Source organism: Kitasatospora sp. NPDC048662 (genome assembly GCF_055587065.1).
Genome location: NZ_JBVJHA010000015.1, coordinates 129,115 through 155,708, shown reverse-complemented (window position 1 = coordinate 155,708; position 26,594 = coordinate 129,115). Strand labels below are relative to the sequence as shown.

Here is a 26,594-nt window from a genome sequence, read left to right as displayed (position 1 = left end):
TGGGGGGTATAAAAAAAAAACACAAACCCCCCCCCCCCCCCCCCCCCCCCCCCCACCCCCCCCCCCCCCCCACCCCATATTTTGGTGGGGGGGGCGGGGGGGGGGGGGGGGGCCCCCGCAAAAACCCCAACCACCCCACCCCCCGCACCGCCATCACCCGCCGCCGCGCCCCCTCCCTCGCCCCTCTCCCGCAACCCCCCCAACCCCCCAACCCCCACCCAACGCAAAGGACTGCGGCCCACCCTCCCGACCGCAGCCCTTCACCACCTACCACCGCCCACCGGCGGACCAACCCGACCTACAGCACCCGCGTCATCGTCCGATGCGGAATCCCCGCGTCGTCGTACTCAGGCCCTTCCGCCGCATACCCGAGCCGCTCGTAGAAGCCCAACGCCCGCACCTGCGCATGAAGTTCGAGCTCCTTCGCGCCGCGCTCACGCCCGAGTTCCTCCACAGCCCGCACCAGCCGCACACCCAGACCGGTGCCACGAGCCTCACGAACCACAGCGAGCCGCCCCAGCAGTACCCGGTCCTGGACGCCCTCGGTGAGCCCGAGCGCCTCCGCCCCCGAGATCAGCCGCGCGGTGCCCAGCGCAGCGCCGTCCTCCCCGACCGCCAGCAGGTGCACCGATGTCGCGTCGTACTCGTCGTACTCCAGCTCCGCAGGAATCTCCTGCTCCTCGACGAACACCGCCCGCCGCACCGCCCACACCGCCGCGAGGTCCTCCTCGTCGGCGGCGACCCGGATGACGACGGCCATCTCAGCTCTCCGCCGCGATGACGTCCAGCGCGTGCTGCAGGTCGTCGGGGTAGGCGGAGGTGAACTCGACCCAGCGCCCGTCCTCGGGGTGTTCGAAGCCGAGCGAGACGGCGTGCAGCCACTGCCGGGTCAGGCCGAGCCGCTTGGCGAGCGTGGGGTCCGCACCGTAGGTGAGGTCGCCGACGCAGGGGTGGCGCAGCGCGGACATGTGGACCCGGATCTGGTGGGTGCGGCCGGTCTCCAGCTTGATGTCCAGCAGGGAGGCGGCGCGGTAGGCCTCGATCAGGTCGTAGTGGGTGACGGACGGCTTGCCGTCCCGGGTCACCGCCCACTTCCAGTCGCTGCTGGGGTGCCGGCCGATCGGCGCGTCCACCGTGCCGGACAGCGGGTCGGGGTGGCCCTGGACCAGCGCGTTGTACTTCTTCTCGGTGACCCGGTCGTGGAACTGCCGCTTCAGGTCGGTGTAGGCGCGCTCGGACTTGGCGACCACCATGATCCCGGAGGTGCCGACGTCGAGGCGGTGCACGACGCCCTGGCGCTCGGCGGCGCCCGAGGTGGAGATGCGGTAGCCGGCGGCGGCCAGGCCGCCGATGACGGTGGGGCCGGTCCAGCCGGGGCTGGGGTGCGCGGCGACGCCGACGGGCTTGTCGATGACGACCACGTGGTCGTCGTCGTGGATGATCCGCATGCCCTCGACCGCTTCGGCGACGATCTGGACCGGCGCGGCGGGGGCGGGGATCTCGACCTCCAGCCAGGACCCGGCGGTGACCCGGTCCGACTTCCCGGCGACCGCGCCGTCCAGGCTGACCTTGCCGTCGGCGGCGAGTTCGGCGGCCTTGGTGCGGGAGAACCCGAACATCCGGGCCAGGGCGGCGTCCAGCCGCTCACCCTCCAGGCCGTCGGGTACGGGGAGGCTACGGGTCTGCGCTGCGATACTCACCCACCCGAGTATGCCCGACCCGCACCTGCCCGACGTCCGCCAGTGGGGGCCTCAGGCCTTGGACTCCCCGTCCTCGCCCTCGCCCGCGGTCTTCTCCTCGGCCGAAGCGGCCGGAGCTCCGTGCGTGGTCCCGTCCGGGTTGGTGCCGCGGAACGACAGCAGCACGACCAGGATCCCACCGCACACGATCGCCGAATCCGCGAGGTTGAAGACCGCGAAGTGCTGGACCGAGATGAAGTCGACCACGTGTCCGCGGAACGCGGACGGCGAGCGGAACAGCCGGTCGGTGAGGTTGCCGAACGCCCCGCCGAGCAGCAGGCCGAGGGCGATCGCCCAGGGCAGGCTGTACAGGCGTCGCGCGATCCGCCAGATCACCACGATGACGCCGGTGGCGATGGCGGTGAACAGCACGGTCAGCGCCTGTCCTATGCCGAACGCGGCGCCGCCGTTGCGGATCACCTGGAGGGTCATCCAGTCGCCGATCACCTGGATCGGCGCGGTGTGGTCCTCCAGCTTGGCGACGACCAGCAGCTTGGAGCCGAGGTCGATCAGGTAAGCGAGCACCGCGACGACCAGCAGCACGCTGATCCGGCGACGGCGGACCACCGCACGGCCGCCTTCGGCAGCGGTCGCGCCACCCCCGGCCCGGCGCTCCTCGCCCCGCCGTTCCTCGGGCGCGGCAGGGCTCACCCGCTCACCCGCCTCGGCGGAGGCGGAGGGGGTGCCGGGGACGGCGTCGTCCTGGGTCTGGTGGGAACCTGGCGTGCTGATGATCCGCTCCGCTGCCGTGGGATATTCCGGTCGACCTTACGGGGACGAGAGTACGACACCCGTCGGCCCGTTGGCCGCCCTGTGGGGCAATGCGCCGCGCGGGGGGCGGCCGAGGCGCAGCCGGCGGTCAGCGACGTTCCTGCTTCGCCTTGCAGCTGACGCAGAGGGTGGCGCGCGGGAAGGCCTGCAGGCGGGCCTTGCCGACGGGCTGGCCGCAGGACTCGCACAGGCCGAAGCCGGTGCCTTCGAGGCGGGCCAGCGCACGTTCGGTCTGGGCGAGGCTGTCGCGCGCGTTGTTGGCGAGCGACAGCTCGCTCTCCCGGTTGATGTTCTTGGTGCCGGCGTCGACCTGGTCGTCGCCCGCGCCGTCGTTGGAGTCCCGCATCAGGCCGGCGATGGCGGCCTCGGAGGCCTCGATCTCGGCGCGCAGCCGCAGCAGGTCGGACGCCAGTTCGTCGTGGAGCTCGGCGACCTCGGCGGCCGTCCACGGCTCTTCGCCGGGCCGGACCGGCAGCTCGGCCGGGTCCACCGCCTCGGCGCCGCGCGCGCCGGAGCCGGCCGGCACGTGGGTGCGGCTGCTGGCCGCGGTGTGTCCGGTGGTGCCGGTCTTTCGCCGCGCAGTACTCACGGTCCCCTCCCCAGGGTCGCTCGCCACGGCCTTGCGCGACCTCGCGGTCACGGTTCCTGTCGCCTTCTCAGCCATGGCTTTCGACCTCATTCACGAATGATCAGAAGCGTCGGTTCCCGACGATCTTGCCGGTCCCGGAACGATAAACCTCATCGAATCGCCCCACAACGGGACATACCGAAGCGTTTCTTCGATCCCACCCACCCAGCCTCCGTCAGTCCCGGCGCTGCACAAGTTGTGCCCAGAACGCCTCCGGCTAACCACCCGGGCCCCGGCTCACGGGTGCGCGAAACGGCTTGCGGGGGCCGATACACTGGGCCGTGCAAGGCGCAGATGGGACGAGTACCGACGTACGCAGCCATGAGCGACCCGGGGAAGGTGCGAGCCCGGGGGTGTGCACGGCGGGAAGATCACCCCGGAGCCGCCGGAAGAACGGCCCGGTCAGGGCCTACTAGACCCGGCAGCAAACCCAAAGAGAGGGCCGCAGCGCGCGCGGTCAAGGAGGGTGGTACCGCGGGGCGGCTCGCCGTCTCGTCCCTCCGTCGGAGCCAGTCCACGCATCCGCCGGAGGTAGACGCACCCATGTCGCCCACCTACAACACCGTTCCCGCGCAGGTCGACCTGCCCGCGCTCGAGCACCAGATCCTTTCCTTCTGGCGGGACCAGAAGGTCTTCCAGCGCAGCCTGGAGCAGTCCGAGGGCCGCCCCGAATGGGTGTTCTACGAGGGCCCGCCCACCGCCAACGGCATGCCGGGCGCGCACCACATCGAGGCCCGCGTCTTCAAGGACGTCTTCCCGCGCTTCCGCACCATGAAGGGCTACCACGTGGCCCGCAAGGCCGGCTGGGACTGCCACGGCCTGCCGGTGGAGCTCGCGGTGGAGAAGGAGCTGGGCTTCTCCGGCAAGCCGGACATCGAGAAGTACGGCATCGCCGAGTTCAACGCCAAGTGCCGCGAGTCGGTCACCCGGCACACCGACGCCTTCGCCGAGCTCACCGAGCGGATGGGCTACTGGGTCGACATGGACCAGGCCTACCGCACCATGGACCCGTCCTACATCGAGTCGGTCTGGTGGTCGCTCCAGCAGATCTTCGACAAGGGCCTGCTGGTCCAGGACCACCGCGTCGCCCCGTGGTGCCCGCGCTGCGGCACCGGCCTGTCGGACCACGAGCTGGCCCAGGGCTACGAGACCGTGGTCGACCCCTCGGTGTTCGTACGCTTCCCGCTCACCTCCGGCCCGCTGGCCGGCACCGCCGCCCTGCTGGTGTGGACCACCACCCCGTGGACCCTGGTCTCCAACACCGCCGCCGCCGTCCACCCGGAGGTGACCTACGTGGTCGCCACCGACGGCAACGAGCGCCTGGTGGTCGCCGAGCCGCTGGTCGCCAAGGCCCTCGGCGAGGGCTGGGAGCCCACCGGCGAGTCCTTCACCGGCGCCGAGATGGAGCGCTGGGCCTACCAGCGCCCGTTCGAGCTGGTCGAGATCCCGGACGCCCACTACGTGCTGACGGCCGACTACGTCACCACCGAGGACGGCACCGGCATCGTCCACCAGTCGCCCGCTTTCGGCGCCGACGACCTCGCGACCTGCCGCCGCTACGGCCTGCCCGTGGTCAACCCGGTGGAGAGCGACGGCACCTTCGCCGCGGACGTCCCGCTGATCGGCGGGGTGTTCTTCAAGAAGGCCGACGAAACCCTGGTCACCGATCTGTCGGCCCGCGGCCTGCTGTTCCGTCACCTGCCGTACGAGCACAGCTACCCGCACTGCTGGCGCTGCCACACCGCGCTGCTGTACTACGCGCAGCCGTCCTGGTACATCCGGACCACCGCCGTCAAGGACGCGATGATCCGCGAGAACGAGGCCACCAACTGGTACCCGGAGACGGTCAAGCACGGCCGCTTCGGCGACTGGCTGAACAACAACATCGACTGGGCGCTGTCCCGCAACCGCTACTGGGGCACCCCGCTGCCGATCTGGCGCTGCACGGACGACCACCTGACCTGCGTCGGCTCGCTCGCCCAGCTCTCCGAGCTGACCGGCACCGACCAGTCCGGCCTCGACCCGCACCGCCCGTTCATCGACGAGGTCACCTTCCCCTGCCCGCAGTGCTCCACCACGGCGGTCCGGGTGCCCGAGGTGATCGACGCCTGGTACGACTCGGGCTCCATGCCGTTCGCGCAGTACGGCTACCCGTACCGCAACAAGGAGCTGTTCGAGCAGCGTTACCCGGCGCAGTTCATCTCCGAGGCGATCGACCAGACCCGCGGCTGGTTCTACACACTGATGGCCGTCGGCACCCTGGTGTTCGACAAGAACAGCTACGAGAACGTCGTCTGCCTGGGCCACATCCTGGCCGAGGACGGCCGCAAGATGTCCAAGCACCTGGGCAACATCCTGCAGCCGATCCCGCTGATGGACCAGCACGGAGCCGACGCGATCCGCTGGTTCATGGCCGCCGGCGGCTCCCCCTGGTCGGCCCGCCGGGTCGGCCACGGAACGATCCAGGAAGTGGTCCGCAAGACCCTCCTCACCTACTGGAACACCGTCGCCTTCCAGGCCCTGTACGCCCGCACCGCCGGCTGGGCCCCCTCCGCGAACGACCCGTCCGCCGCCGAGCGCCCGCAGCTGGACCGCTGGATGCTGTCCGAACTGCACACCCTGGTGCGCGAGGTGGACGCCTCCTACGAGGCGTACGACACCCAGCGGGCCGGCAAGCTGCTGTCCGGCTTCGTCGACGACCTCTCCAACTGGTACGTCCGCCGCGGCCGCCGCCGCTTCTGGCAGGGCGACGCCGCCGCGCTCGCCACCCTGCACGAGGCGCTGGAGACCGTGACCCGCCTGATGGCCCCGCTGACCCCGTTCATCACCGAGCGGGTCTGGCAGGACCTGGTCGTCCCGGTCACCCCGGACGCCCCGCTCTCCGTCCACCTCAGCAGCTGGCCGGTCGCCGACGAGGCGCTCATCGACACCGAGCTCTCCAAGCACATGGCACTGGTCCGCCGCCTGGTCGAACTCGGCCGCGCCACCCGCGCCGAGAGCGGCGTGAAGACCCGCCAGCCGCTGTCCCGCGCGCTGATCGCCGCCCAGGGCTGGGAAGAGCTCCCCGCCGACCTGCGCGCCCAGATCGCCGAGGAACTCAACGTCTCCACCCTGGAGTCGCTGGCCGAGGTCGGAGGCTCCCTCGTCGACACCTCCGCCAAGGCCAACTTCCGCGCCCTCGGCAAGCGTTTCGGCAAGGGCGTCCAGGACGTCGCCAAGGCGGTCGCCGCCGCCGACGCCGCGCGCCTCGCCGCGGAACTGCGCGCCACCGGCCAGACCTCGGTCGAACTGAACGGCGAGACGGTGGCCCTCTCCCCCGACGAGGTCATCATCACCGAGACCCCGCGCGAGGGTTGGGCCGTCGCCAACGAGTCCGGCGCGACCGTCGCCCTCGACCTGGCGATCACCCCCGAGCTCAAGCGCCTCGGCGTGGTCCGCGACGCGATCCGGCAGATCCAGGAGGCCCGCAAGAACTCCGGCCTCGACGTCGCCGACCGCATCCACCTCCAGCTCGCCACCACCGACGAGGACACCCTCGCCGCCCTGACCGAGCACCAGTCCCTGGTCGCCGCCGAGGTCCTGGCCGAATCCCTCGGCCTCACCATCACCGACCCCGACGCCCCCCGTTTCTCCGACGAAAGCCTCGCCCTGGAGTTCACCCTCCGCAAGGCATAAAGCACCGACAGGGGCGCGTGGGGGTACCTCCCGGCCCGCTAGGGCTGGGGGAGAACTGCGCGAAGCGGAAGACCACCCGTCCGCAAGATCGCGACGCAGGACAGTGACCTGCACGTGATCGCGACCTTGCGGACGGGCCTTGCGCTTGTCGCGCAGGTCCCCGCGCCCCTTCTCGCACCCACCCGCCAGATCGCGTCGTGACGGCAGGTCATTGCCCACGGCGCGATCTTTCCGTTGGTCGCCTTCCGCTGCGCGCAACCCACGCGCCCCCGGTTGCACTCAACGCGAAGGGCGCCCCCGGCCGTCATGGCCAAGGGCGCCCTTTCGACTACGCGTTGCGGGACCGCTAGTTGTCGCCGTCCTCGTCGATCAGAAACCCTCGCATCGGAGCGGGAGCCTGCTGCATCGGCTGCGGGGGCTGCGGCCGCACGGCCGCCATCGGCTGGGTCATGCCCGCCGGCGCCATCGCCCCGTTGGAGCTCGCGGAGGCGCCGCCGAAGGACGGGGTGCCGGCCGAGCTGCCGAAGGAGCTGCCGCCGAAGGACTGGTTGCCGCCGAAGGACGGGGTGGAGCCGAACGACGGTGCCGAGGAGGACATCGCGCCGGCACCGGCGGGCGCCATCGACGACGCGGCCGGCGGCAGCGACGCGGTGGCGGGGATCCGCGGCGGGGCGAGCGAGTCGTCCGCCTGCGACTCCAGCTGACGCAGCTGGGTCTCCAGGTAGGACTTCAGCCGCGTGCGGTACTCGCGCTCGAAGGCGCGCAGGTCCTCGACCTTGCGCTCCAGCGTGGCACGGGCGGACTCCAGCGAGCCCATCGCGACGCGGTGCTTCTCCTGCGCGTCCCGCTCCAGCGCGTCGGCCTTGGCACGGGCGTCGCGCTCCAGACCCTCGGCGCGGCTGCGGGCCTCGCCGACGATCTTGTTGGCCTCGGAACGGGCCTCGGAGATGGCCTGGTCGGCGGTCTGCTGGGCGAGCGCAAGCACCCGGGCGGCGCTGTCGCCACCGGGACCCTGCTGCTGCTGCATCGGGTTGCCCATCGGGCCACCCATCGGCTGCAGCTGCTGGCCACCCATCGGCTGGAGCTGCTGCCCGCCCATGGCCTGACCCATCTGCTGCTGCATCGGGTTGCCCATCGGCTGCAGCATCTGACCGCCCATCGGCTGGACCAGCTGCTGCTGGCCGCCCATGGTCTGGCCCATCTGCTGCTGCTGCATCGGGTTGCCCATCGGACCACCCATCGGGCCGCCCTGACCGGCAGGCAGCTGCGGCGCGCCGGACGGCAGGCCGAGCGGCTGGTTGCCCATCCCCTGCTGGGGGCCGGCGAGCTGCTGCGGGCCGCCGAGCTGCTGCGGACCGGGGCCCTGCTGCTGGCCGGGCACCGGGGGGCCGGATATGGCGGCGGGCACGGGAGCGCCGGGGCGTCCGCCGTCCTGCGGAGCCTGCTGCTCCTTGCGCATGTTCGCCTGGTTCTGCGCGGCGGCACGGGTGGCGGCCGCCAGCTTGGCGCGCAGGTCCTCGTTCTCGCGCAGCAGGCGGGTCAGCTCGGCTTCGACCTCGTCGAGGAAGGCATCGACCTCGTCCTCGTCATAGCCTTCGCGCAGCCGGACGGTCGTGAACTGCTTGTTCCGAACGTCCTCGGGGGTCAATGGCATCTCTTCACCTCAACGTGATCGTCGGACCGGCATCCTGTCGCATCGTTCAGAACGACAGGCGCTGCACGAGCGAGATCAGGACATACACAATGATCATCAGTACGAAGAAGGACAGGTCGAGCGCCACGCCCCCGAGACGCAACGGCGGGATGAATCGCCGAAGAAGCTTGAGTGGCGGATCCGTGACAGTGTACGTGGCCTCCAGCACCACGACCATGGCCTTCCCAGGACGCCACGATCGAGCGAACTGAAACACCCAGTCCATCACCAGCCTGAAGAGCAGGATCAGCAGGAACACGGTCAGCACCCAATAGAGCACCGAACCGAAGATCCCCATCACTTCTCCCTCTCCCTGACCGACGGTCCGTCAGTGACGCACTGTCAAACTGATCCACACAGAAAGTCGTGGCCGGGTCAGCTCTGGTTGAAGAACCCACCCTCGGCGATCCGAGCCTTGTCCTCCGCCGTGACATCGACGTTAGCAGGCGACAGGAGGAACACCTTCTGTGTCACGCGCTCGATACTGCCGTGCAGACCGAAGACCAGTCCAGCCGCGAAGTCTACGAGCCGCTTGGCATCCGTGTCGTCCATCTCGGTCAAATTCATGATCACGGGCGTGCCGCCACGGAACTGCTCCCCGATCGTACGGGCCTCGTTGTAGGTCCGGGGGTGCAGCGTGGTGATGCGGTAGGACTCTCGTTCGCTGACGACCTTGGGCATGATCACCGGGGTGCTCTTCTCCAGATTGCGGTGGCGCTCGGATGTGATGGACGACACGGGAGCCATGCGCGGCTGCTCCTGACGGATCGGGACCGCGGCGGGCACCGGCTGGGGCGCGATCTGGGCCACGGGCGCCGACCCGGTGGCGGGCGCCGCGGCGGGGGCCGAGGCCCGCAGGTCCTCGGTGCGACCGGTGCGGATCGGCTCCGGGTCCGTGTCGTAGTCGTCGTCGGGGTCGTACCCCTGGCTGTCGTAGGTCTCGTCCTCGACCAGGCCGAGATAGACCGCCATTTTGCGCATCGCGCCGGCCATGCTGCTGTCTCCTCCGCTCATGCGCCCACCGTTCACCTGCGGACGCCGTGATGGTCACGGCCGGTCAGGCCGACGGTCCGTCAGACCGCGGAGGTGTGCGCTCGGATGCGATCCACGGTTTACCAGCAGACTGATCATCTGCTAGGTTCTGTCCTATTTTGTCCTGCAGTCTGATCTACTTACTCGGTGACGTTACCCGAGCGGTGACCGCACTCCGAGTACCGCCGTACCGACGCGTACATGTGTCGCTCCGGCGGCGATCGCCTGCTCCAAATCTCCGCTCATCCCTGCCGAAACCATCGTGGCAGTCGGATGCTCCGCGCGTACGGCGCTTGCGATTTCCGCAAGGCGCGCGAAGGAGCGCGCGGGGTCGCCCGCCAGCGGGCCCGCGAGCGGTGCGACCGTCATCACACCGTCCAATCGCAGCCCGGGCGTGTCGGCGATCTTCCCGGCCAGCGCGAGCACGTCGGCCGGCGCCACGCCCGCGCGGTGCTCACCCTCGCCGGCCTCCTTGTCGAGCGCGACCTGCACCAGGCAGCCCAGCGGCGGGCGTTCGGCGTTGCGGACGGCGGCGGCCAGCGAGTCGACCAGGCGCTCACGGTCCACCGAATGCACCAGATCGGCGTAACGGACCACCGAACGGGCCTTGTTGGTCTGCAACTGGCCGACGAAGTGCCACGTCAACGGAAGGTTGACGCAGCGTTCGGCCTTCGGAGCGGCGTCCTGATCGCGGTTCTCCGCAACGTCGGTGACGCCCAGTCCGGCGAGCAGCGCGGTGTCCTCGGCGGGGTAGGTCTTGGTCACCACGATCAGGGTGACCTCCTCGCGCGGGCGCCCGGCCGCGGCGCAGGCGTCGGCGATCCGCCGCTCGACCACGTCGAGGTTGGCACCGAGTTGTTCGAAGCGGGCGCGCTGAGCGTCCGTCAGGGCGGCGGCGAATTCCGCGCCACCGGGGAACGGACCGAAGATGTCGTTCGTCATGAGAGTGCAGGCCCCAGCCAGACGTAGCTTGCGAGTCGGCCGGTCCGCTGCTCCCGACGGTAGGAGTAGTGGTCCGGAGATTCCATCGTGCAAACAGAAGATCGCACCACATCGCGCACGCCCGCCTCGGCGAGTTGGGCGGCGACGCCGGCCGGCACGTCCAGGGCGGGGGTGCCCCAGGAGGTTTCCGACCGGGCGGCCGGGACGAGCGCGGCCACCTCGGCCCGCATCGCCTCCGGCACCTCGTAGCAACGGCCGCACACGGCGGGGCCGGTGGCGGCGAGGATCCGCTCGGGGCGGGCCCCGAGTTCGCGCATCGCGGCGAGCACTGCGGGGACGACCCCGGCGGCCAGGCCCGGGCGCCCGGCGTGCGCCGCGCCGACCACGCCGGCCTCGGGGTCGGCCAGCAGCACCGGGGTGCAGTCGGCGGTGAGCACCGCGAGGGCCAGCGGGCGGTCGGTGACCACCGCGTCCACCGTCGGCGCGTACCCGGCGGGCTGGCGGTCCGTCACCACCGCGACGTCGGCGCCGTGCACCTGGTTCATCCAGACCACATCGGCCGGATCCAGTCCCAGTTCGCGGGCTGCGAGGAAACGGTTCTGCACCACGGCTTCGGGCGAGTCACCCACCGCACCACCGAGGTTGAGCTCCCCGTACGGCGCGGTGCTCACCCCGCCCCACCGGGTGGTGGAGGCGAAGTGAGCACCGTTGCGAAAGGCCGTATGGATCACTTCAGGAAGTCCGGCACGTCGAGCTCCTCGGCGGGGCTCTCGACGTACGGCTGGCGCACCGGCTGCACCTGCGGCGGCACCGGCGGGGCGGTGGTCACCGGCACCGGGGCCTCGGACGGGCGGGCCGGCTCCTCGGAGCGGGTGACCGAACCGATCGAACCGTAGGACGGACGGGTGGCCGGACGCTCCGGCGCGGAGGAGGTGCTGCTGCTCGACGAGGAGCTGGAGGCCGACTTCACCACCGGCTCGCGGACGATGGCCGGCGGCTGCCCGCCGTCGAAGCCGGCCGCGATCACGGTGACCCGGACCTCGTCGCCGAGCGCGTCGTCGATGACCGCACCGAAGATGATGTTCGCCTCGGGGTGGGCCGCCTCGCTGACCAGCTGGGCCGCCTCGTTGATCTCGAACAGACCGAGGTCGGAGCCGCCCGAGATGGACAGCAGCACACCGCGGGCGCCGTCGATCGAGGCCTCCAGCAGCGGCGAGGAGATCGCCATCACGGCGGCGGCCTTGGCGCGGTCCTCGCCGCGCGCCGAACCGATCCCCATCAGCGCCGAACCGGCGTCCGACATCACCGACTTGACGTCGGCGAAGTCCAGGTTGATCAGACCCGGGGTGGTGATCAGGTCGGTGATGCCCTGGACACCGGAGAGCAGCACCTGGTCGGCGGAGCGGAACGCGTCCAGCACCGAGACCTGGCGGTCGGAGATCGACAGCAGGCGGTCGTTGGGGATCACGATCAGGGTGTCGACCTGCTCGCGCAGCGAGGCGATGCCGTCCTCGGCCTGGTTGGCCCGACGGCGGCCCTCGAAGGTGAACGGGCGGGTGACCACGCCGATGGTGAGCGCGCCGAGCGAGCGGGCGATGTTGGCCACCACCGGCGCGCCGCCGGTGCCGGTGCCGCCGCCCTCACCGGCCGTCACGAAGACCATGTCGGCCCCCTTGAGGACCTCCTCGATCTCCTCGCGGTGGTCCTCCGCGGCCTTCCGGCCGACCTCCGGGTTGGCGCCGGCGCCAAGGCCGCGGGTGAGCTCCCGGCCGACGTCGAGCTTCACATCGGCGTCGCTCATCAGGAGGGCCTGCGCATCAGTGTTGATCGCGATGAACTCGACGCCCTTGAGCCCGACCTCGATCATCCGGTTGATGGCGTTGACTCCGCCGCCACCGATGCCGACGACCTTGATGACCGCGAGGTAATTCTGGGGTGCTGCCACGTCGGGGCCTCTCGCCTCGAATTTCCGGGTCGGCTCCCCTGGATACGAAGGCCGACGGATGTCGATGGGTGGGAAGCACGTGGTTCCAACCCGAACCCTAAACTTGAGGTTGAGGGTTACCGCTGTGCCGGTGTCAGTTCGTTGTCGAGCACAGCTCGTTGACACAGGACAGTAGGTCGCAACCAACGCGTGTTCCACCGAACACGCCGAGCTTCCCTTTTTCTTTTGAGCCTATGTGATCATCGACCCCCCGGTGAAACCGGGGTGACCACCAAGGGTCGGACCGGAGCCTCGGCTCCGTCAATACCTCCCCCAGGCAATGAACTTACCGGATCAGCCGGACACCGCCGGGGCATCCGGCGCACTCACGTCGTAATTCGATGCCTTCCGGCCGAGCAGAGCCGTCAACACCCGGGCCTTGCGGGCGGTTTCCTCCGCGCTGCCCCAGCGGACTGTTGCGCCGGAGGCGAGTTGGAGGCGGATGTCGTCGTACGAATAGACCGTGAGCGAACCGGCCTGCTTGGCCACCTCCGACGGGAGGCCGGCGGCGACCGTGATGGCCGACCGGACCAGCGCGGGGCGGTCGATGACGGGCAGTGCGTCGTTGGCCGGTTGGCCGAGTGCGAGTGACACCACGGGTACGCCGGCCGGCGGCTGCGGCTCGGTGGCGAATTCCACACCCTGGGCGTCGACCTGGACGAACCGGCCGTCCTCGGCACGGATCGCAGCCACTGGTTGACGCTCCGTCACCTTCACCTGCAGGGTGTGCGGCCAGCCGCGCCACACCTCGACCCGGGCCACCCGGGGCACCTTGGCCACCAGTTGCTGGGCCCGGTCCAGATCCACCCGGGCCAGCGGGCCGCGGGCGGTGGAGCCGAGCGCCTTCTCCACCTCGTCCTGGCTCAGCTTGCCGGAGTCCAGGCCCTGGACGGCCACCCGTCGGACCTCCAGCGCGGAGGAGAAGAACACCGTCCAGCCGAGCGCACCGAGCACCAGGGCGCCCAGCACCGCCAGTACCAGCACGCCCCGGCGGGACAGTCGGAGCCGGGGCGGACGGGCCTCGTCGCCGTCCTCCCCGAACTCCTCCTCGTAGTCCTCGTCAGCCACGGCGGCGGCCGCCGCGGCCGGCCTCGATCGCCTCGTAGACCATCTGCACCAGCAGGTCGTCGGCGTCCCGGCGGCCGAACTCGGCGGCGGAACGCGACATCTCCCACAGCTTCGCCGGGTCGGTGAGCACCGGCAGCACGTTCTTCAGCACCCAGTCCGTGGTCAGGTCGGCGTCGTCCACCAGCAGACCGCCGCCGGCCTTCACCATCGGCTGGGCGTTCAGCCGCTGCTCGCCGTTGCCGATCGGCAGCGGCACGAACGCGGCCGGCAGGCCCACCGCGGCCAGCTCGGCCACCGTCATCGCGCCGGCCCGGCAGAGCATCATGTCGGCCGCCGCGTACGCCAGGTCCATCCGGTCCACGTACGGCACCGCGCGGTACGGCGGCATGCCGGGGATGTCGTCGATGGTCGGCAGCTCGTTCTTCGGGCCGACGGCGTGCAGGATCTGCACGCCGTACTGCTGGAGCCGGGGCGCGATCGCCTGCACCGTCTCGTTCAGCCGGCGGGCGCCCTGCGAGCCGCCGGACACCAGCAGGGTGGGCAGCCGCTGGTCCAGACCGAAGTAGTGCCGGGCCTCCGCGCGCACCGTGCCGCGGTCCAGGGTGGCAATGGTGCGGCGCAGCGGGATGCCGATGTAGCGGGAGTCGCGCAGCTTGGAGTCCGGGGTGGAGACCGCCACGAAGTCGCTGTAGCGGGCGCCGATCTTGTTGGCCAGGCCGGGGCGGGCGTTGGCCTCGTGCACCACGATCGGCACCCCGGCGCGCTTGGCGGCCAGGTAGGCGGGCATCGCCACGTAGCCGCCGAAGCCGACCACCGCGTCGGCGTTGACCCGCTCGATGACCTCCTGGGCGGCCCGCACGGTGCCGCGCAGCCGGCCCGGGACGGTGATCAGCTCGGGAGTGGGCTTGCGGGGCAGCGGAACCGCCGGGATCAGGGCCAGCTCGTAGCCGCGCTCCGGCACCAGCCGGGTCTCCAGGCCGCGCTCGGTGCCGAGGGCGGTGATCCCGATGGACGGGTCATGCCTGCGCAGCGCGTCCGCGAGCGCCATGGCCGGCTCGATGTGACCGGCGGTCCCGCCGCCGGCGAGTACGACATGCACCGAAATTCACCGCTCCCTGCGCGTTGACCCGGGGGCCTTTCGCGCTGTGGTTTTCCTACCTGGCACCACCCGGTCCAGGACGGACCCGAACCGGGAGTTGGCCCCTTTTCGCCATCGGCGGGGCCGGGCAGCCAGCGCTGCCTTCGCCTTCGGGGTGCTGCGCGCGAAGCACAGCAGCAGCCCGATGGCGCACATGGCCGACAGCATCGCGGATCCACCGTACGAGAACAGCGGCAGCGGGACGCCCGCGATGGGCATGAGTCCCAGCGCCGACCCCAGGTTGACCACGGCCTGAGCCATGATCCACGTGGTGGCGGCGCCCGCCGCGTACCGGACGAACGGGTCCGTGGTGCTGAGAGCCACACGGATACCCGCGTAGCCTAGTGCCGCGAAGAGCGCGAGCACGGACAGCGTCCCCACCAGGCCGAGTTCCTCGCCGGTCGCGGCGAAGATGAAGTCGGTGTGCGCCTCCGGGAGTTGGCCCCATTTCTCGACGCCCGCACCCAGTCCGGATCCGAACGGCCCGCCGGCCGCCAGCGCGTACAGTCCGTGCAGTGCCTGGAAGCAGTCCAGGTTGGGGTCCGGCTTGGTCACGCCGACGCAGGCCAGCCGGCCCAGGCGGTGCGGCACCGTGATGATCAGCGCGGTGCACGCGACCACCGCGATACCCAGAGTGGCGGCGAACAGCCGCAGCGGCGCGCCGACCATCCAGAGCAGGCCGAAAAGCATCGCCACCAGCACCATCGTGGTGCCCATGTCGCCGCCCAGCATGATCAGCATCATCAGCACGACGGTGCCGGGCACCAGCGGGATCAGCAGGTGCTTCCACTGGTTGAGCATGTGGGTGCGCTGCTTGCGGGCCAACAGGTCGGCCGCCCACAGCAGCAGCGCGAGCTTGGCGAACTCGGACGGCTGGATCTGGAAGAAGCCCAGGCTGATCCAGTTCCGGTTGCCGTTGATCCGCACCCCGACGCCCGGGATCGCCACCAGCACCAGCGCGCCCACCACCCCGAACAGCAGCGGGTACGCGGCGGTGCGCAGCAGCTTCACCGGGGCCCGGGTGAGCACGACGGCGATCGCCCCGCCCAGCAGCAGGGCGATCAGCTGCTTGCGGAAGAAGAACGTCATCGGCAGCCCGAAGTCCACCACCACGCTCTGCGAGGCGGAGAACACCATCACCAGCCCGAGCACCACCAGCAGCGCCGTCGAACCCAGGATCAGGTAGTACGGCGTCAGCGGACGGGCCATCAAGTACCCGAACCGCTCACGCGCTGCGCGCAGCCGCGCGACCGGGCCCTCGGACTTGAAGGTGGTCGTGGTCGCCGAGACCAACCGCAAGCGCGGCTTCTCGCTGCTGGGCACCACCATCTCCATTCTCGTGCCCCGAAGGGGCGCGGGGAACTGCGCGAGCAACCGAGCGCACGTCAGCAAGGTCGCGATCACGTGCAGGTCATTGTCCGGCGTCGCGATCTTTCCGACGGATGCGTTCCCCTTCGCGCAGTTCCTCGCGCCCCTGAACTACATCGCCCTGACCGCGGCTGCGAACATGTCCCCGCGCTCACCGTAGTTGGTGAACATGTCCATCGACGCGCAGGCCGGTGCCAGCAGGACGGTGTCGCCCTTCTGTGCGGCGGAAGCCGCCACGCGGACGATCTCGGTCATCGCCTCGGCGCCAGTCTTCCCCGGCGCGGGTTCGAACACCGGTACTTCCGGGGCGTGTCGCGCGAGCGCCTCGCGGATCAGCTGCCGGTCCTGGCCGATCAGCACGGCGGCCCGCAGCCGGGGGGCCGCGTCGGCGACCAGTTCGTCGAAGGTCGCGCCCTTGGCGAGGCCGCCGGCGATCCACACCACGGGGCGGAACGCGGCCAGCGAGGCCGCCGTCGCGTGGGTGTTGGTGGCCTTGGAGTCGTCCACGTAGGTCACGCCGTCGATCTCGGCGACGTGCGCGATCCGGTGGGCGTCGGGCGTGAAGGCGCGCAGCCCGTCGCGGACGGCCTTGGCGTCGACGCCGTAGGCGCGGGCGAGAGCGGCGGCAGCCAGTGCGTTGGCGATGTTGTGCGGGGCGGGCGAGGAGATGTCGGCGACGGCGCCGATCTCCGCGGCGGCGCGGTCCCGGTCGGGGACGAAGGCGCGGTCGACCAGCAGGCCGTCCACGACGCCGAAGTTGGAGATGCTGGGGGCGTCGAGGCCGAAGCCGATCGCGCGGCAGCCCTCTTCGACGTCGGCCTCGCGGACCAGCGCCTCGGTGGCGGGGTCGGCGAGGTTGTAGACGCAGGCGACCTGGTTGCCCTGGTAGATCCGGCCCTTGTCGGCGGCGTAGGCCTCCATCGAGCCGTGCCAGTCGAGGTGGTCGGGGGCCAGGTTGAGCACCGCGCCGGAGTGGACGCGCAGCGAGGGCGCCCAGTGCAGCTGGTAGCTGGAGAGTTCGACGGCGAGGACGTCGTAGGGCTCCTCGGCGAGGACCGCGTCCAGCACCGAGACGCCGACGTTGCCGACGGCGGCGGTGCGCTTGCCGGCGGCGGTGAGGATGGACGCCAGCATCTGGACGGTGGTGGTCTTGCCGTTGGTGCCGGTGACGGCCAGCCAGGGGGCCGGCTCGCCGGTGGCGGGGTGCGGGGTGCGCAGCCGCCAGGCGAGTTCGACGTCGCCCCAGACCGGGACGCCGGCCTGCTCGGCGGCGGCGAACAGCGGGCTGTCGGGGGCCCAGCCGGGCGAGGTGACGATCAGCCGGGTGCCGGCGGGCAGGGTGGCGCCGTCGCCGAGGCGGACGGCGATGCCCTGCTCGGTGAGGGCGGCGGCCTTGGCGTCCAGCGCGGGGCCGGTGCCGCCGTCCACGACGGTGACGTGCGCGCCGAGCCCGTGCAGGACTCTGGCGGCGCTGACCCCGGAGAGGCCGAGCCCCGCGACGACGACCGGCAGGCCGGCCCACTCCGGGTTGTTCATCCGGTCACCCATCCCGCGTAGAAGAGTCCGAGTCCGATGGCGACGCACAGGCCCTGGATGATCCAGAACCGGACCACGATCAGGACTTCGCTCCAGCCCTTGAGTTCGAAGTGGTGCTGGAGTGGCGCCATCTTGAAAACGCGCTTGCCGGTCATCCGGAACGAGCCGACCTGGATGATCACCGAAAGGGTGATGATCACGAACAGGCCGCCGAGGACGGCGAGCAGCAGCTCGGTGCGCGAGACGATGGCGAGGCCGGCCAGGGCGCCGCCGAGGGCGAGCGAGCCGGTGTCACCCATGAAGATCTTCGCGGGCGAGGTGTTCCACCACAGGAAGCCGAAGCAGGAGCCCATCAGGGCGGCGGCGACCACGGCGAGGTCCAGCGGGTCGCGCACCTCGAAGCAGGACGCGGTGGCCTTGATCGCGTAGGCACAGTTCTGGGTGTGCTCCCACAGGCCGATGAAGGTGTAGGCGCCGAAGACCATCACCGAGGCGCCGGTGGCGAGGCCGTCCAGACCGTCCGTCAGGTTCACGCCGTTCGACATCGCGGCGATCATGAAGTAGGCGAACAGGACGAACAGCACCGGGCCGATCGCCCACTTGAAGTCCTGCACGAACGACAGGTGCTTGGACGCCGGGGTCAGCCCGCGGCTGTCCTCGAACTGGAGCGCCAGGATGGCGAAGGCGAGCGCCACGAAGGACTGGCCGAGCAGCTTCGCCTTGGCCCGCAGGCCCAGCGAGCGGCGCTTGACCACCTTGATGTAGTCGTCCAGGAAGCCGACCAGGCCGAGGCCGGTGGTCAGGAACAGCACCAGCAGGCCGGAGGCAGTGGGCGACTCGCCCGTTATCGCCTTGGTCGCGAAGTAGGCGATCAGGGTGGCCAGGATGAAGGCGATGCCGCCCATGGTGGGCGTGCCCTTCTTGCTGTGGTGCGCCTTGGGGCCGTCGTCACGGATGTACTGGCCGTAGCCGTGCCGGGCGAGCAGCTTGATCAGGGCGGGAGTGCCGAGCAGGGTCAGCACCAGGCCGATCAGGCCGGAGAAGAGGATCTGCTTCACTTCGCGGCACCGTCCGCGAGCAGTGCCTCGGCGACCTTTTCGAGTCCCACCGAACGGGATGCCTTCACCAGGACCACGTCCCCCGGCCGCACTTGACTGCGCAGCAGCTCGATCGCCGCGTCCGCGTCGGACACCAGCACCGACTCCTCACCCCACGAACCTTCGTTCCTCGCGCCCAGTTCCATCCGGGCCGCCTCGCGTCCGCCGACCGCCACCAGCTTGGTGATGTCGAGCCGGACGGCGAGCCGTCCGATGGCGTCGTGCTCGTCGAAGCTGTCCTCGCCGAGCTCCCGCATCTCACCGAGCACCGCCCAGGTGCGGCGGCGCTCCGGGCCCTTGCCCGCCATCGTCGCCAGTGCCCGCAGTGCGGCCCGCATGGACTCCGGGTTCGCGTTGTAGGCATCGTTGACGACGGTCAGGCCATCGGCCCGGTCGACCACCTCCATGCGCCAACGGGACAGCGCACCGGCTTCGCCGAGTGCCTCGGCGACGCGGTCGACGGGCATCCCGAGCTCCACCGCCACCGCGGCGGCGGCGAGGGCGTTCGAGACGTGGTGCTCACCGTACAGGCGCAGCTTCACGGGTGCGGAACCGGCCGGGGTGCTGAGCGTGAACTGTGGCCGGCCGGTGGCGTCCAGGCGAACGTCGGTGGCCCGGATGTGGGCGTCCGAGGATTCGCCGAACAGCACCACGCGGGCCTTGGTGCGGCTGCTCATCGCGCGCACCAGCGGGTCGTCGGCGTTCAGCACGGCGACGCCGTCGGCGGAGAGCGCCTCCACCATCTCGCCCTTGGCCTCGGCGATGCCCTCCTTGGAGCCGAACTCGCCGAGGTGCGCGGTGCCGATGTTCAGCACCAGGCCGACGGTGGGCGGGGTGATGCCGGTCAGGTACTCGATGTCGCCCTTGTGTCGGGCGCCCATCTCCATCACCAGGTGGCGGGTGGTCGGGGCGACCTGCAGGGCCGTCAGCGGGTGGCCGATCTCGTTGTTGTGCGAGCCGGCCGGGAAGACCGTCTCGCCGTGCTTGGCCAGCAGTTGGCCGATCAGGTCCTTGGTGGAGGTCTTGCCGGCCGAGCCGGTCAGGCCGACGATCCGCACCTCGGTGGCGCGGGCGACCACGGCGCGGGCGAGCCGGCCGAGCGCGACGACCACGTCGTCCACCAGGATCGCGGGCACGCCGACCGGGCGGGTGGCGAGCACCGCGACCGCGCCGTCGGCGACCGCCTTGGCGGCGAAGTCGTGGCCGTCGACGCGCTCGCCGAGCACGCACACGAACAGGCCGCCGGGCTCGATCTGCCGGTTGTCGGTGACCACCGCACCGGTGATCACCGCGTCCGGGTCGGCCGCGTCCAGGGTGCCGTCGACCGCCTTCGCGGCCTCGGCCAGGGTCAGAGCGATCACCGGTCTGCCTCCATCAACTGCTCCATCGCGACCCGCAGCACCTCGCGGTCGTCGAACGGGCGGACCTCGCCCTTCACGTACTGCCCGAGCTCGTGGCCCTTGCCCGCCACCAGCACGGTGTCCCCGGCGTGCGCCCGGGCGACCGCCAGCGCGATCGCCTCGGCGCGGTCGGGGACGGCGAGCACCTCGGCGCGCTCGTCCTCGGGCACCTCGGCGGCGCCGCCGAGCATGGTGGCGAGGATCGCCAGCGCGTCCTCGGAGCGCGGGTTGTCGCTGGTGAGGACGGCGGTGTCGGCGAGCCGGGCGGCGATCGCGCCCATCGGGGCGCGCTTGTACGGGTCGCGGTCGCCGCCGCAGCCGACGACGACGTGCAGCCGGCCCTTGGTGACCTCGCGCAGCGAGGCGAGCACGGCGCTGAGCGCGTCCGGCTTGTGCGCGTAGTCGACCACTGCGACGTACGGCTGCCCCACGTCGACCTTCTCCAGCCGGCCGGGCACGCCCGGGACCTGGGCGACCCCGGCGACCGCGGCGTCCAGCTCGATGCCGGCGGTGACCAGCGCGGTGATCGCGCCGAGCGCGTTGGAGACGTTGAACGGGCCGGGCAGCGGCACCGAGGCCGCGGCGCGGGCGCCGTCCGGGCCGAGCACGGTGAAGGTGGAGCCGGCCGGGCCGAGCTGGACATCGACGGCGCGCCAGTCGGCGGCCGGGTCGCCCGCGGCGGAGAAGGTCACCATCGGGATCCGGGCCTCGCCGGCCAGCCGGCGGCCGTAGGAGTCGTCGCGGTTGGCGACTCCGAGCCGGGCCTTGCCGGGCTCGAACAGCCGGGCCTTGGCCCGGTAGTAGTCCTCCATGTCGGGGTGGAAGTCGAGGTGTTCCGGTGTCAGGTTGTTGAACAGCGCGACGTCGTAGGTCACGCCGTCGGTGCGGCCGTACACCAGCGCGTGGCTGGAGACCTCCATGACCACCGAGTCGGCACCGGACTCGTGCATCACGGCGAGCACCGCGTGCAGGTCGGTGGCCTCGGGGGTGGTGCGCTCGGACTTGATCCGCTCGGTGCCGACCCGCATCTCGACGGTGCCGATCACGCCGGGCAGCCGGCCGGCCCCGCGCAGGCCGCCCTCGACCAGGTAGGAGGTGGTGGTCTTGCCGTTGGTGCCGGTCAGGCCGATCATCAGCATCTGCTCGGCGGCGGCCCCGTAGACCGCCGCGGCGAGCTCGCCCATCACCGCGCGCGGGCTGTCCACGACCAGCAGCACCGCGCCCGCGTCGGCGGCCAGCTCAGCGCCGGCGGCGTCGGTGAGCACCGCGACCGCGCCGGCGGCCACCGCGCCGGCGGCGAACGCCGCACCGTGGTGGTTGGCGCCGGGGAAGGCCACGTACACGTCGCCCGGACGCACCGCCCGGGAGTCGTGGGTGATGCCGGTGACGGCGGGCCCGTCGATGGGCGGCAGCCCGAGCAGCCGGGCCGCCTCGGCGAGGGGCAGCGCCGCGGCGCGGCTCGGACGGGGGGGACTCGCGGAGATTTGATCGGATTTCGGCACGGCCGGAAGGCTATCGGCCTCATGCCCCCCTGGGCCAAACCGGCCCCCGGTCGTGACGCTGCTCACATCGCGCTCGGCGCGCCGCGAAGTGTCGGGGGTGTCGCTCATCTCAGGGCTTCCAGTCGACGGGCAGGTTCGGCGCCTCGCTGCCGCTCGGCGGAACCTGCAGGGTCTTGAGGGTGAACTCCATCACCTGCTTGAACACGGGCCCGCACAGCTGCCCGCCGAAGTGCCCGTTGACCGGGTGCTGGATGACGCAGGAGACCGTCACCCGGGGCTGGTCGGCGGGCGCGAAGCCGATGAAGGAGGCGGTGTACCCGGAGTACTTGCCGGTCTTCGGGTCCACCCGGTCGGCGGTGCCGGTCTTTCCGGCCACCCGGTAGCCCGGGATCTGCGCCTTGTTGCCGGTGCCCTGCTCGTCGGTGACGACGGACTCCAGCATCTCGGTCAGCGTCTTCGCGGTCTGTTCCGTCACCACCCGGCTCTGCGCCCCGGCCGGCGCGGGCGTGAACCGCCCGTCCGGTCCGGTGGTGCCGGCCAGCAGGCCGGGCGCGACCCGCACGCCGCCGTTGGCGATGGTGGAGAACACCGAGGTGGCCTGCAGCGCGTTCACCGACAGGCCCTGGCCGAACGGGATGGTGTACTGCTGCGAGCCGTTCCAGTCCTCCGGCTTGGCCAGGATGCCGCGGGTCTCCCCGGGGAAGCCCAGCCCGGTCGGCTTGCCGATGCCGAATTTGTCCAGGTACCCGGCGAGCACCTTGTTGGACTCGGCCTGGGTCGGGCCCAGGTGCTCGGCGGCCTCGATGGTGCCGATGTTGGACGACTTGGCGAGCACGCCCGCCAGCGTCAGGTACCAGGTCTCGTGGTCGATGTCGTCGTGGAACACCCGGTCGGAGCGCTGCAGCGTGTTCGGCACCGTGACGTGGGTGTCCCAGTTCGCCGCGCCGGTGTCCAGCACCGCCGCCATGGTCATCAGCTTCGCGGTGGAGCCCGGCTCGTAGGCGTCCTGCAGGGCCGGGTTGCCGAGCTGGTCGGAGCGGGCCGAGGACAGGTCGTTCGGGTTGAAGCCCGGGGAGGACGCCATCGCCAGCACCTGACCGGTCTTCACGTCCTGGACGATCACATAGCCCTTCTCCGCACCGGAGTTGGAGACCTGGTCGGTGATGGCGCGCTGCGCCGCCCACTGGATGTCCGGGTTCACCGTCAGCCGCACGTCGCTGCCGGGCACCGCGTCCTGCCGGCTGCCGCCGGCGGTGGCGACCCGGCGTCCCCCGGCGGAGGCGTAGGTGGAGTAGCCGTCCTCCCCCGCCAGCAGCTGCTGGTACTGGAGTTCCAGGCCGCCGGTGCCGGTGCCCTCGGAGTTGACGAAGCCGACCAGGTTGGCGGCCAGCCCGTTCGCCGGGTAGCTGCGCTTGGTCGACTGCTCCCAGAACACCCCGGCCAGCGGGTTCACGCAGGCGGTGTCGAGGAACTGCCGGCCGCCCTTCTCGGCAGGCTTGCCGAGAAGCTCGCGCTGGCCCCGGCAGGCCGCCGTGTCGGCCTGCTTGGTCAGCGAGGACTTCAGGTCGGCGATCTGCGTCTTGGCCTGCGGGGTCTGGCGGGAGATCAGCAGCGCGTACTGACTCTTCGGGTTCTTCGCGTTCAGGTGCAGCGAGCCCGCCAGCTTCTCCTTCGGCAGGCCGAGGATCGGCGCGAGCAGCGCCGCGGCCTGCTCCGGGGCGTCCGGCAGGTGGGTCGCCTCGGGGGTGAACATGGTCGGGTCGGCGGTGATGTCGTACGCGTCCACGCTGGTGGCCAGCACGGTGCCGTCGGCGGCGGTGATCGAGCCGCGCTCGGCGGGCAGCTTCACCCGCACGTACTTGTTGGCGCCGGCACCGGCCGCCAGCGCGTCGGAGTCCAGCAGCTGGAGCTGCACCAGCCGGCCCGCGAAGATCGCGAACACCAGGCCCAGGCAGACCGTCACCAGCCGCAGCCGGCGCTTCGGATCGGCCAGCTTGATGGCCCGCGGCGCGGACGCCGGGCGGCGCGCCGGGGGGCGGCGGACGTCGGGGCGCGGCCGGGGCCGGACGGCGGGCCGGCGCTCCCCGTCGGACGGCCGCGGGCGGGCCGGACGGGCCTGGCGCGGCGGGGCGCCCTCGGCGGAGCGGCGCGGTTCGCCGACCCGGCGACGGGGCGCGGCGGGGCGGCCGCCGGCCGGCGGGGTGCGGCGCGGGCGCTCGCCGTCGCCCGGTGGGCGGCTCACCGCTGGGCCCCGGGCGGGGCGGTGGCGGGCGGCGCGGGGGCCAGCTCGATGCCGGGGTCGCCGGAGCTCGGCGAGGACGAGGGCGAGGCCGAGGGCGAGCCGGAGGCGCCGGGGCGCTGCCAGGGCTCGGCGCTGCTGCGCGGCACCGGCGGGTTGTCCTCGGCGGCCTTGGGCTTGCCGGTGACGCTGCCGTCGGCGCCGAGGAAGACCGGGTCGCCGCCGGGGACCATGCCGAGGTCGCGGGCGCGCTGCTCCAGCGCGTCGGGCGCGGACTGGGCGGCGATCTCCTGCTGGAGGGACTGCTGCTGGTCGGTGGCCTCGGTGGTCTGCTTCTTCAGCCGGGACAGCGTGAACGAACCCTCGTTGAGCGCGGTGTTGAGCATCAGCAGGCCGAGCAGCCCGGCCGACAGCAGAGTCACCACCAGCACGGCGAACGGGGCGCGCCCCCGCATCGAGCGCGCCCCGGGCCGGACGGTGATCCGTGCCCTGCCCCCCTGCCCGGGGACGCGCCCCCGGGTCCGCTCGCCGGCCACCGGCACCGCTCCACTCCCCTTCGCTCCGCTGCTCCCGGCGGCTGGCTACCTCCGGGTCTCCCTGATCCTCTCCGCCACGCGCAGCCGTACGGGTGCGGCGCGCCGGTTCTCCTCGATCTCCTCTTCGGTCGCCAGTTCGGCTCCTCGGGTGAGCAACTTCAGCCAGGGCTGGAGTTCCTCGGGGATCACCGGCAGGCCCGGCGGGGCGGTCGAGGTGGCCCCGGCCTGGAAGTATTGCTTGACCAAGCGGTCCTCCAGGGACTGGTAGGACATCACGACGATCCGACCGCCCACCGCGAGGGCGTCCAGCGCGCCGGGGATGGCCCGGTCCAGCACCTCCAGTTCGCCGTTGACCTCGATCCGCAGCGCCTGGAAGGTCCGCTTGGCCGGGTTGCCGCCGGTCCGCCGGGTGGCGGCCGGAATGGCGTTCCGCACCAACTCCACCAGACGAGCGCTGGTGGTGAACGGTTCCTTCTCGCGTTCCCGCAGCACCGCGGAGGCGATCTTCCCGGCGAACCGCTCCTCGCCGTACACCTTGAGGATCCGGGCCAGGTCGCCGTGGCTGTAGGTGTTGAGGACCTCGGCGGCGGAGATGCCGCGGCTCTGGTCCATCCGCATGTCCAGCGGCGCGTCCTGGGCGTAGGCGAAGCCGCGGTCGGCCTCGTCCAGCTGCATCGAGGACACCCCGAGGTCGAACAGCACGCCCTGCACGGCGGGGATGCCCAGGTCGGCCAGCACCTGCGGGATCTCGTCGTAGACGGCGTGCACCAGGGTGGCGCGCTCGCCGAAGCGGGCCAGCCGCTCGCCGGAGAGCTTCAGTGCCTGCGGGTCGCGGTCCACGGCGACCAGCCGGACCTCGGGGAAGCGGGTCAGCAGCGCCTCGCTGTGTCCGCCCAGGCCCAGGGTGGCGTCCACCACCACCGCGCCGGGTGCGGAGATCGCCGGGGCGAGCGCGTCCAGGCAGCGCTCCAGCATCACCGGGATGTGCCGGGGGGTGGGGCTGTCGGTACTCATACGGGGGCGGGGCCCTTCCTCAGGTGCAGGTGTGGCCCCGCCATTCTCGCCTACCGGCCCGCCGGCTCCGCACGCCACCCGTGGCCCCCGCCCGCTCGCTCGGGGGAAGGAGCGACCGCCCGGCGCCGGGGAAGGTGCGCCAGGTGGGCACGGAGCGGGAGGAGGCCGCGGACTGCGTACGGGCCGGGGGCCCGGTGCGGAGACCGGCCGGGCGCCCGGTTGCCGGGTGCCTTCCGCCGTGCTCCACTGCGCCGCCAGACTATCGTCCACGCCACGCCGGTCAACGCTCCGCGACGGCGCACCACCCGCCCGGCCGTATCGGTTTGCGCAGGTCGGACCAGTGCTGAGGGCCGCCGCCCGGACGGGGCGCGGAGCGCTCCGGGCGCGCCGGTCGAACCGGGTCGAAGCCGTCCCTCCGGGCCCTCTCCCGGCGGGTAAAGGCTTTCGCAGGTGGGCCCCGCCGCCCGTGCGACCCCACTACCGTCGTCGCCATGGCACCTGCTCCCGGCACCGGCCGGCCGTCCGAGACCGACCGCTTCGTGGCAGCCAACCGCTCCTACGCCGAGACCTTCCGGGACGGCGGCATGGACGCCCGCCCGGTGCGCAAAGTCGCCGTGGTGGCGTGCATGGACGCCCGGCTCGACCTGTTCGCCGCACTCGGCCTGGAGCTCGGCGACGCCCACGTCATCCGCAACGCGGGCGGCGTGGTCACCGACGACACCATCCGCTCCCTGACCGTCAGCCAGCGCGCCCTGGGCACCCGCACGGTGGTGCTGATCCACCACACCGGCTGCGGCCTGCTCGGCCTGACCGAGGACTTCCGGCACGAACTGGAGCACGAGGTCGGCCGGCGCCCGCAGTGGGCGGTGGAGGCCTTCACCGACCTGGACGCCGACGTCCGCCAGTCCATGCAGCGGGTCCGGACCTCGCCGTTCCTGCCGCACCGCGACGAGGTGCGCGGATTCGTGTTCGACGTGCACACCGGGCTGCTCCGCGAGATCCGCTGAAACCGATCGGCCCGCACCCTCGTCCCAAACCGGGACAGCCTTCGCGTGTCGCCCGGCCGGGTGACTTCTGGCCGGGGGACAGGGAAGAATGCGCCAAGTATTCGGGGTATTCGGGGTGGGCGGGGGTCGAACCAGCCGCCCGGCGACTGTTGCACATGGGAGCGTACGGGTGACGACCATCAACGGACAGGGCTCGGAACAGCCGGCGGCGGACCGGCACGAACG

22 protein-coding genes are annotated in these 26,594 nt (G+C 71.6%); 2 read left to right on the top strand and 20 right to left on the bottom strand.

From position 1 onward, the window contains the following. Positions 1-298 precede the first annotated feature (298 nt). From ACZ6R9_RS30045 to ACZ6R9_RS30030, 4 genes are all read right to left on the bottom strand, one after another. Positions 299-760, bottom strand: a complete 462-nt coding sequence (locus tag ACZ6R9_RS30045) for a GNAT family N-acetyltransferase (RefSeq protein WP_380488961.1) — start codon at positions 758-760, stop codon at positions 299-301. A gap of 1 nt (position 761) precedes the next feature. Continuing rightward, positions 762-1,700 (bottom strand): RluA family pseudouridine synthase, encoded by a 939-nt coding sequence (locus ACZ6R9_RS30040; protein ID WP_380488960.1) that lies wholly within the window; start codon positions 1,698-1,700, stop codon positions 762-764. Positions 1,701-1,751: 51 nt separating this feature from the next. Next, positions 1,752-2,474, bottom strand: coding sequence for a signal peptidase II (gene lspA / locus ACZ6R9_RS30035; RefSeq protein ID WP_380488962.1), 723 nt, complete (start codon positions 2,472-2,474; stop codon positions 1,752-1,754). A gap of 124 nt (positions 2,475-2,598) precedes the next feature. Further along, positions 2,599-3,099, bottom strand: coding sequence for a TraR/DksA family transcriptional regulator (locus ACZ6R9_RS30030; protein ID WP_465541620.1), 501 nt, complete (start codon positions 3,097-3,099; stop codon positions 2,599-2,601). A gap of 582 nt (positions 3,100-3,681) precedes the next feature. Between ACZ6R9_RS30030 and ileS the strand changes: the two genes are divergently transcribed. Next, positions 3,682-6,813, top strand: a complete 3,132-nt coding sequence (ileS, locus tag ACZ6R9_RS30025) for an isoleucine--tRNA ligase (protein ID WP_465541618.1) — start codon at positions 3,682-3,684, stop codon at positions 6,811-6,813. A gap of 346 nt (positions 6,814-7,159) precedes the next feature. Here the strand turns inward: ileS and ACZ6R9_RS30020 are convergent, their stop codons facing one another. The 16 genes from ACZ6R9_RS30020 to rsmH all read right to left on the bottom strand — a co-directional run bounded on the left by ACZ6R9_RS30020 (position 7,160) and on the right by rsmH (position 25,362). After that, on the bottom strand, positions 7,160-8,467 hold the full coding sequence (locus tag ACZ6R9_RS30020) for a DivIVA domain-containing protein (protein ID WP_465541616.1): 1,308 nt from the start codon (positions 8,465-8,467) through the stop codon (positions 7,160-7,162). A 46-nt stretch (positions 8,468-8,513) separates the two neighbouring features. After that, positions 8,514-8,804, bottom strand: coding sequence for a YggT family protein (locus ACZ6R9_RS30015; protein ID WP_033216891.1), 291 nt, complete (start codon positions 8,802-8,804; stop codon positions 8,514-8,516). Positions 8,805-8,881: 77 nt separating this feature from the next. Beyond that, positions 8,882-9,499: a cell division protein SepF gene (locus ACZ6R9_RS30010; protein ID WP_380488901.1), complete on the bottom strand. Its 618-nt coding sequence runs from the start codon at positions 9,497-9,499 to the stop codon at positions 8,882-8,884. 192 nt (positions 9,500-9,691) lie between these two features. Further along, the gene (locus ACZ6R9_RS30005) at positions 9,692-10,480 is read right to left on the bottom strand and encodes a YggS family pyridoxal phosphate-dependent enzyme (protein WP_465541613.1); all 789 of its coding nucleotides are present in this window, start codon (positions 10,478-10,480) and stop codon (positions 9,692-9,694) included. Then, positions 10,477-11,211 (bottom strand): peptidoglycan editing factor PgeF, encoded by a 735-nt coding sequence (gene pgeF / locus ACZ6R9_RS30000; RefSeq protein ID WP_380488899.1) that lies wholly within the window; start codon positions 11,209-11,211, stop codon positions 10,477-10,479. The genes ACZ6R9_RS30005 and pgeF overlap by 4 nt, the downstream gene beginning before the upstream one ends. Then, a complete protein-coding gene (gene ftsZ / locus ACZ6R9_RS29995; protein WP_380488897.1) occupies positions 11,208-12,425 on the bottom strand; it encodes a cell division protein FtsZ in 1,218 nt (405 codons plus the stop codon). Before ftsZ ends, pgeF begins: the two co-directional genes overlap by 4 nt. Positions 12,426-12,758: 333 nt before the next feature. Then, complete coding sequence (locus ACZ6R9_RS29990) at positions 12,759-13,532, bottom strand: cell division protein FtsQ/DivIB (protein WP_465541610.1); 774 nt, start codon at positions 13,530-13,532, stop codon at positions 12,759-12,761. Next, positions 13,525-14,631, bottom strand: coding sequence for an undecaprenyldiphospho-muramoylpentapeptide beta-N-acetylglucosaminyltransferase (murG, locus tag ACZ6R9_RS29985; RefSeq protein ID WP_380488894.1), 1,107 nt, complete (start codon positions 14,629-14,631; stop codon positions 13,525-13,527). Before murG ends, ACZ6R9_RS29990 begins: the two co-directional genes overlap by 8 nt. A 6-nt stretch (positions 14,632-14,637) precedes the next feature. Further along, complete coding sequence (gene ftsW / locus ACZ6R9_RS29980) at positions 14,638-15,999, bottom strand: putative lipid II flippase FtsW (protein ID WP_465541636.1); 1,362 nt, start codon at positions 15,997-15,999, stop codon at positions 14,638-14,640. 150 nt (positions 16,000-16,149) lie between these two features. Beyond that, positions 16,150-17,574 (bottom strand): UDP-N-acetylmuramoyl-L-alanine--D-glutamate ligase, encoded by a 1,425-nt coding sequence (gene murD, locus ACZ6R9_RS29975; RefSeq protein WP_465541634.1) that lies wholly within the window; start codon positions 17,572-17,574, stop codon positions 16,150-16,152. Further along, a complete protein-coding gene (gene mraY / locus ACZ6R9_RS29970) occupies positions 17,571-18,632 on the bottom strand; it encodes a phospho-N-acetylmuramoyl-pentapeptide-transferase (protein WP_380488891.1) in 1,062 nt (353 codons plus the stop codon). The genes murD and mraY overlap by 4 nt, the downstream gene beginning before the upstream one ends. Then, positions 18,629-20,032, bottom strand: a complete 1,404-nt coding sequence (locus ACZ6R9_RS29965; RefSeq protein WP_380488890.1) for a UDP-N-acetylmuramoyl-tripeptide--D-alanyl-D-alanine ligase — start codon at positions 20,030-20,032, stop codon at positions 18,629-18,631. Before ACZ6R9_RS29965 ends, mraY begins: the two co-directional genes overlap by 4 nt. After that, the gene (locus ACZ6R9_RS29960; protein WP_380488889.1) at positions 20,029-21,573 is read right to left on the bottom strand and encodes a UDP-N-acetylmuramoyl-L-alanyl-D-glutamate--2,6-diaminopimelate ligase; all 1,545 of its coding nucleotides are present in this window, start codon (positions 21,571-21,573) and stop codon (positions 20,029-20,031) included. Before ACZ6R9_RS29960 ends, ACZ6R9_RS29965 begins: the two co-directional genes overlap by 4 nt. Before the next feature lie 109 nt (positions 21,574-21,682). Continuing rightward, complete coding sequence (locus tag ACZ6R9_RS29955) at positions 21,683-23,815, bottom strand: peptidoglycan D,D-transpeptidase FtsI family protein (protein WP_465541607.1); 2,133 nt, start codon at positions 23,813-23,815, stop codon at positions 21,683-21,685. Next, positions 23,812-24,267 carry a cell division protein FtsL gene (gene ftsL, locus ACZ6R9_RS29950; RefSeq protein ID WP_465541605.1) on the bottom strand — a complete coding sequence of 152 codons (456 nt, stop codon included), beginning with the start codon at positions 24,265-24,267 and terminating at the stop codon, positions 23,812-23,814. The genes ACZ6R9_RS29955 and ftsL overlap by 4 nt, the downstream gene beginning before the upstream one ends. 126 nt (positions 24,268-24,393) lie before the next feature. Then, complete coding sequence (rsmH, locus tag ACZ6R9_RS29945) at positions 24,394-25,362, bottom strand: 16S rRNA (cytosine(1402)-N(4))-methyltransferase RsmH (protein ID WP_380480976.1); 969 nt, start codon at positions 25,360-25,362, stop codon at positions 24,394-24,396. Between the two features lie 491 nt (positions 25,363-25,853). On the opposite strand from rsmH, the gene ACZ6R9_RS29940 reads away from it, so the two are divergent. Beyond that, positions 25,854-26,369, top strand: coding sequence for a beta-class carbonic anhydrase (locus ACZ6R9_RS29940; RefSeq protein WP_465541602.1), 516 nt, complete (start codon positions 25,854-25,856; stop codon positions 26,367-26,369). The last annotated feature ends 225 nt before the right edge of the window (positions 26,370-26,594 follow it).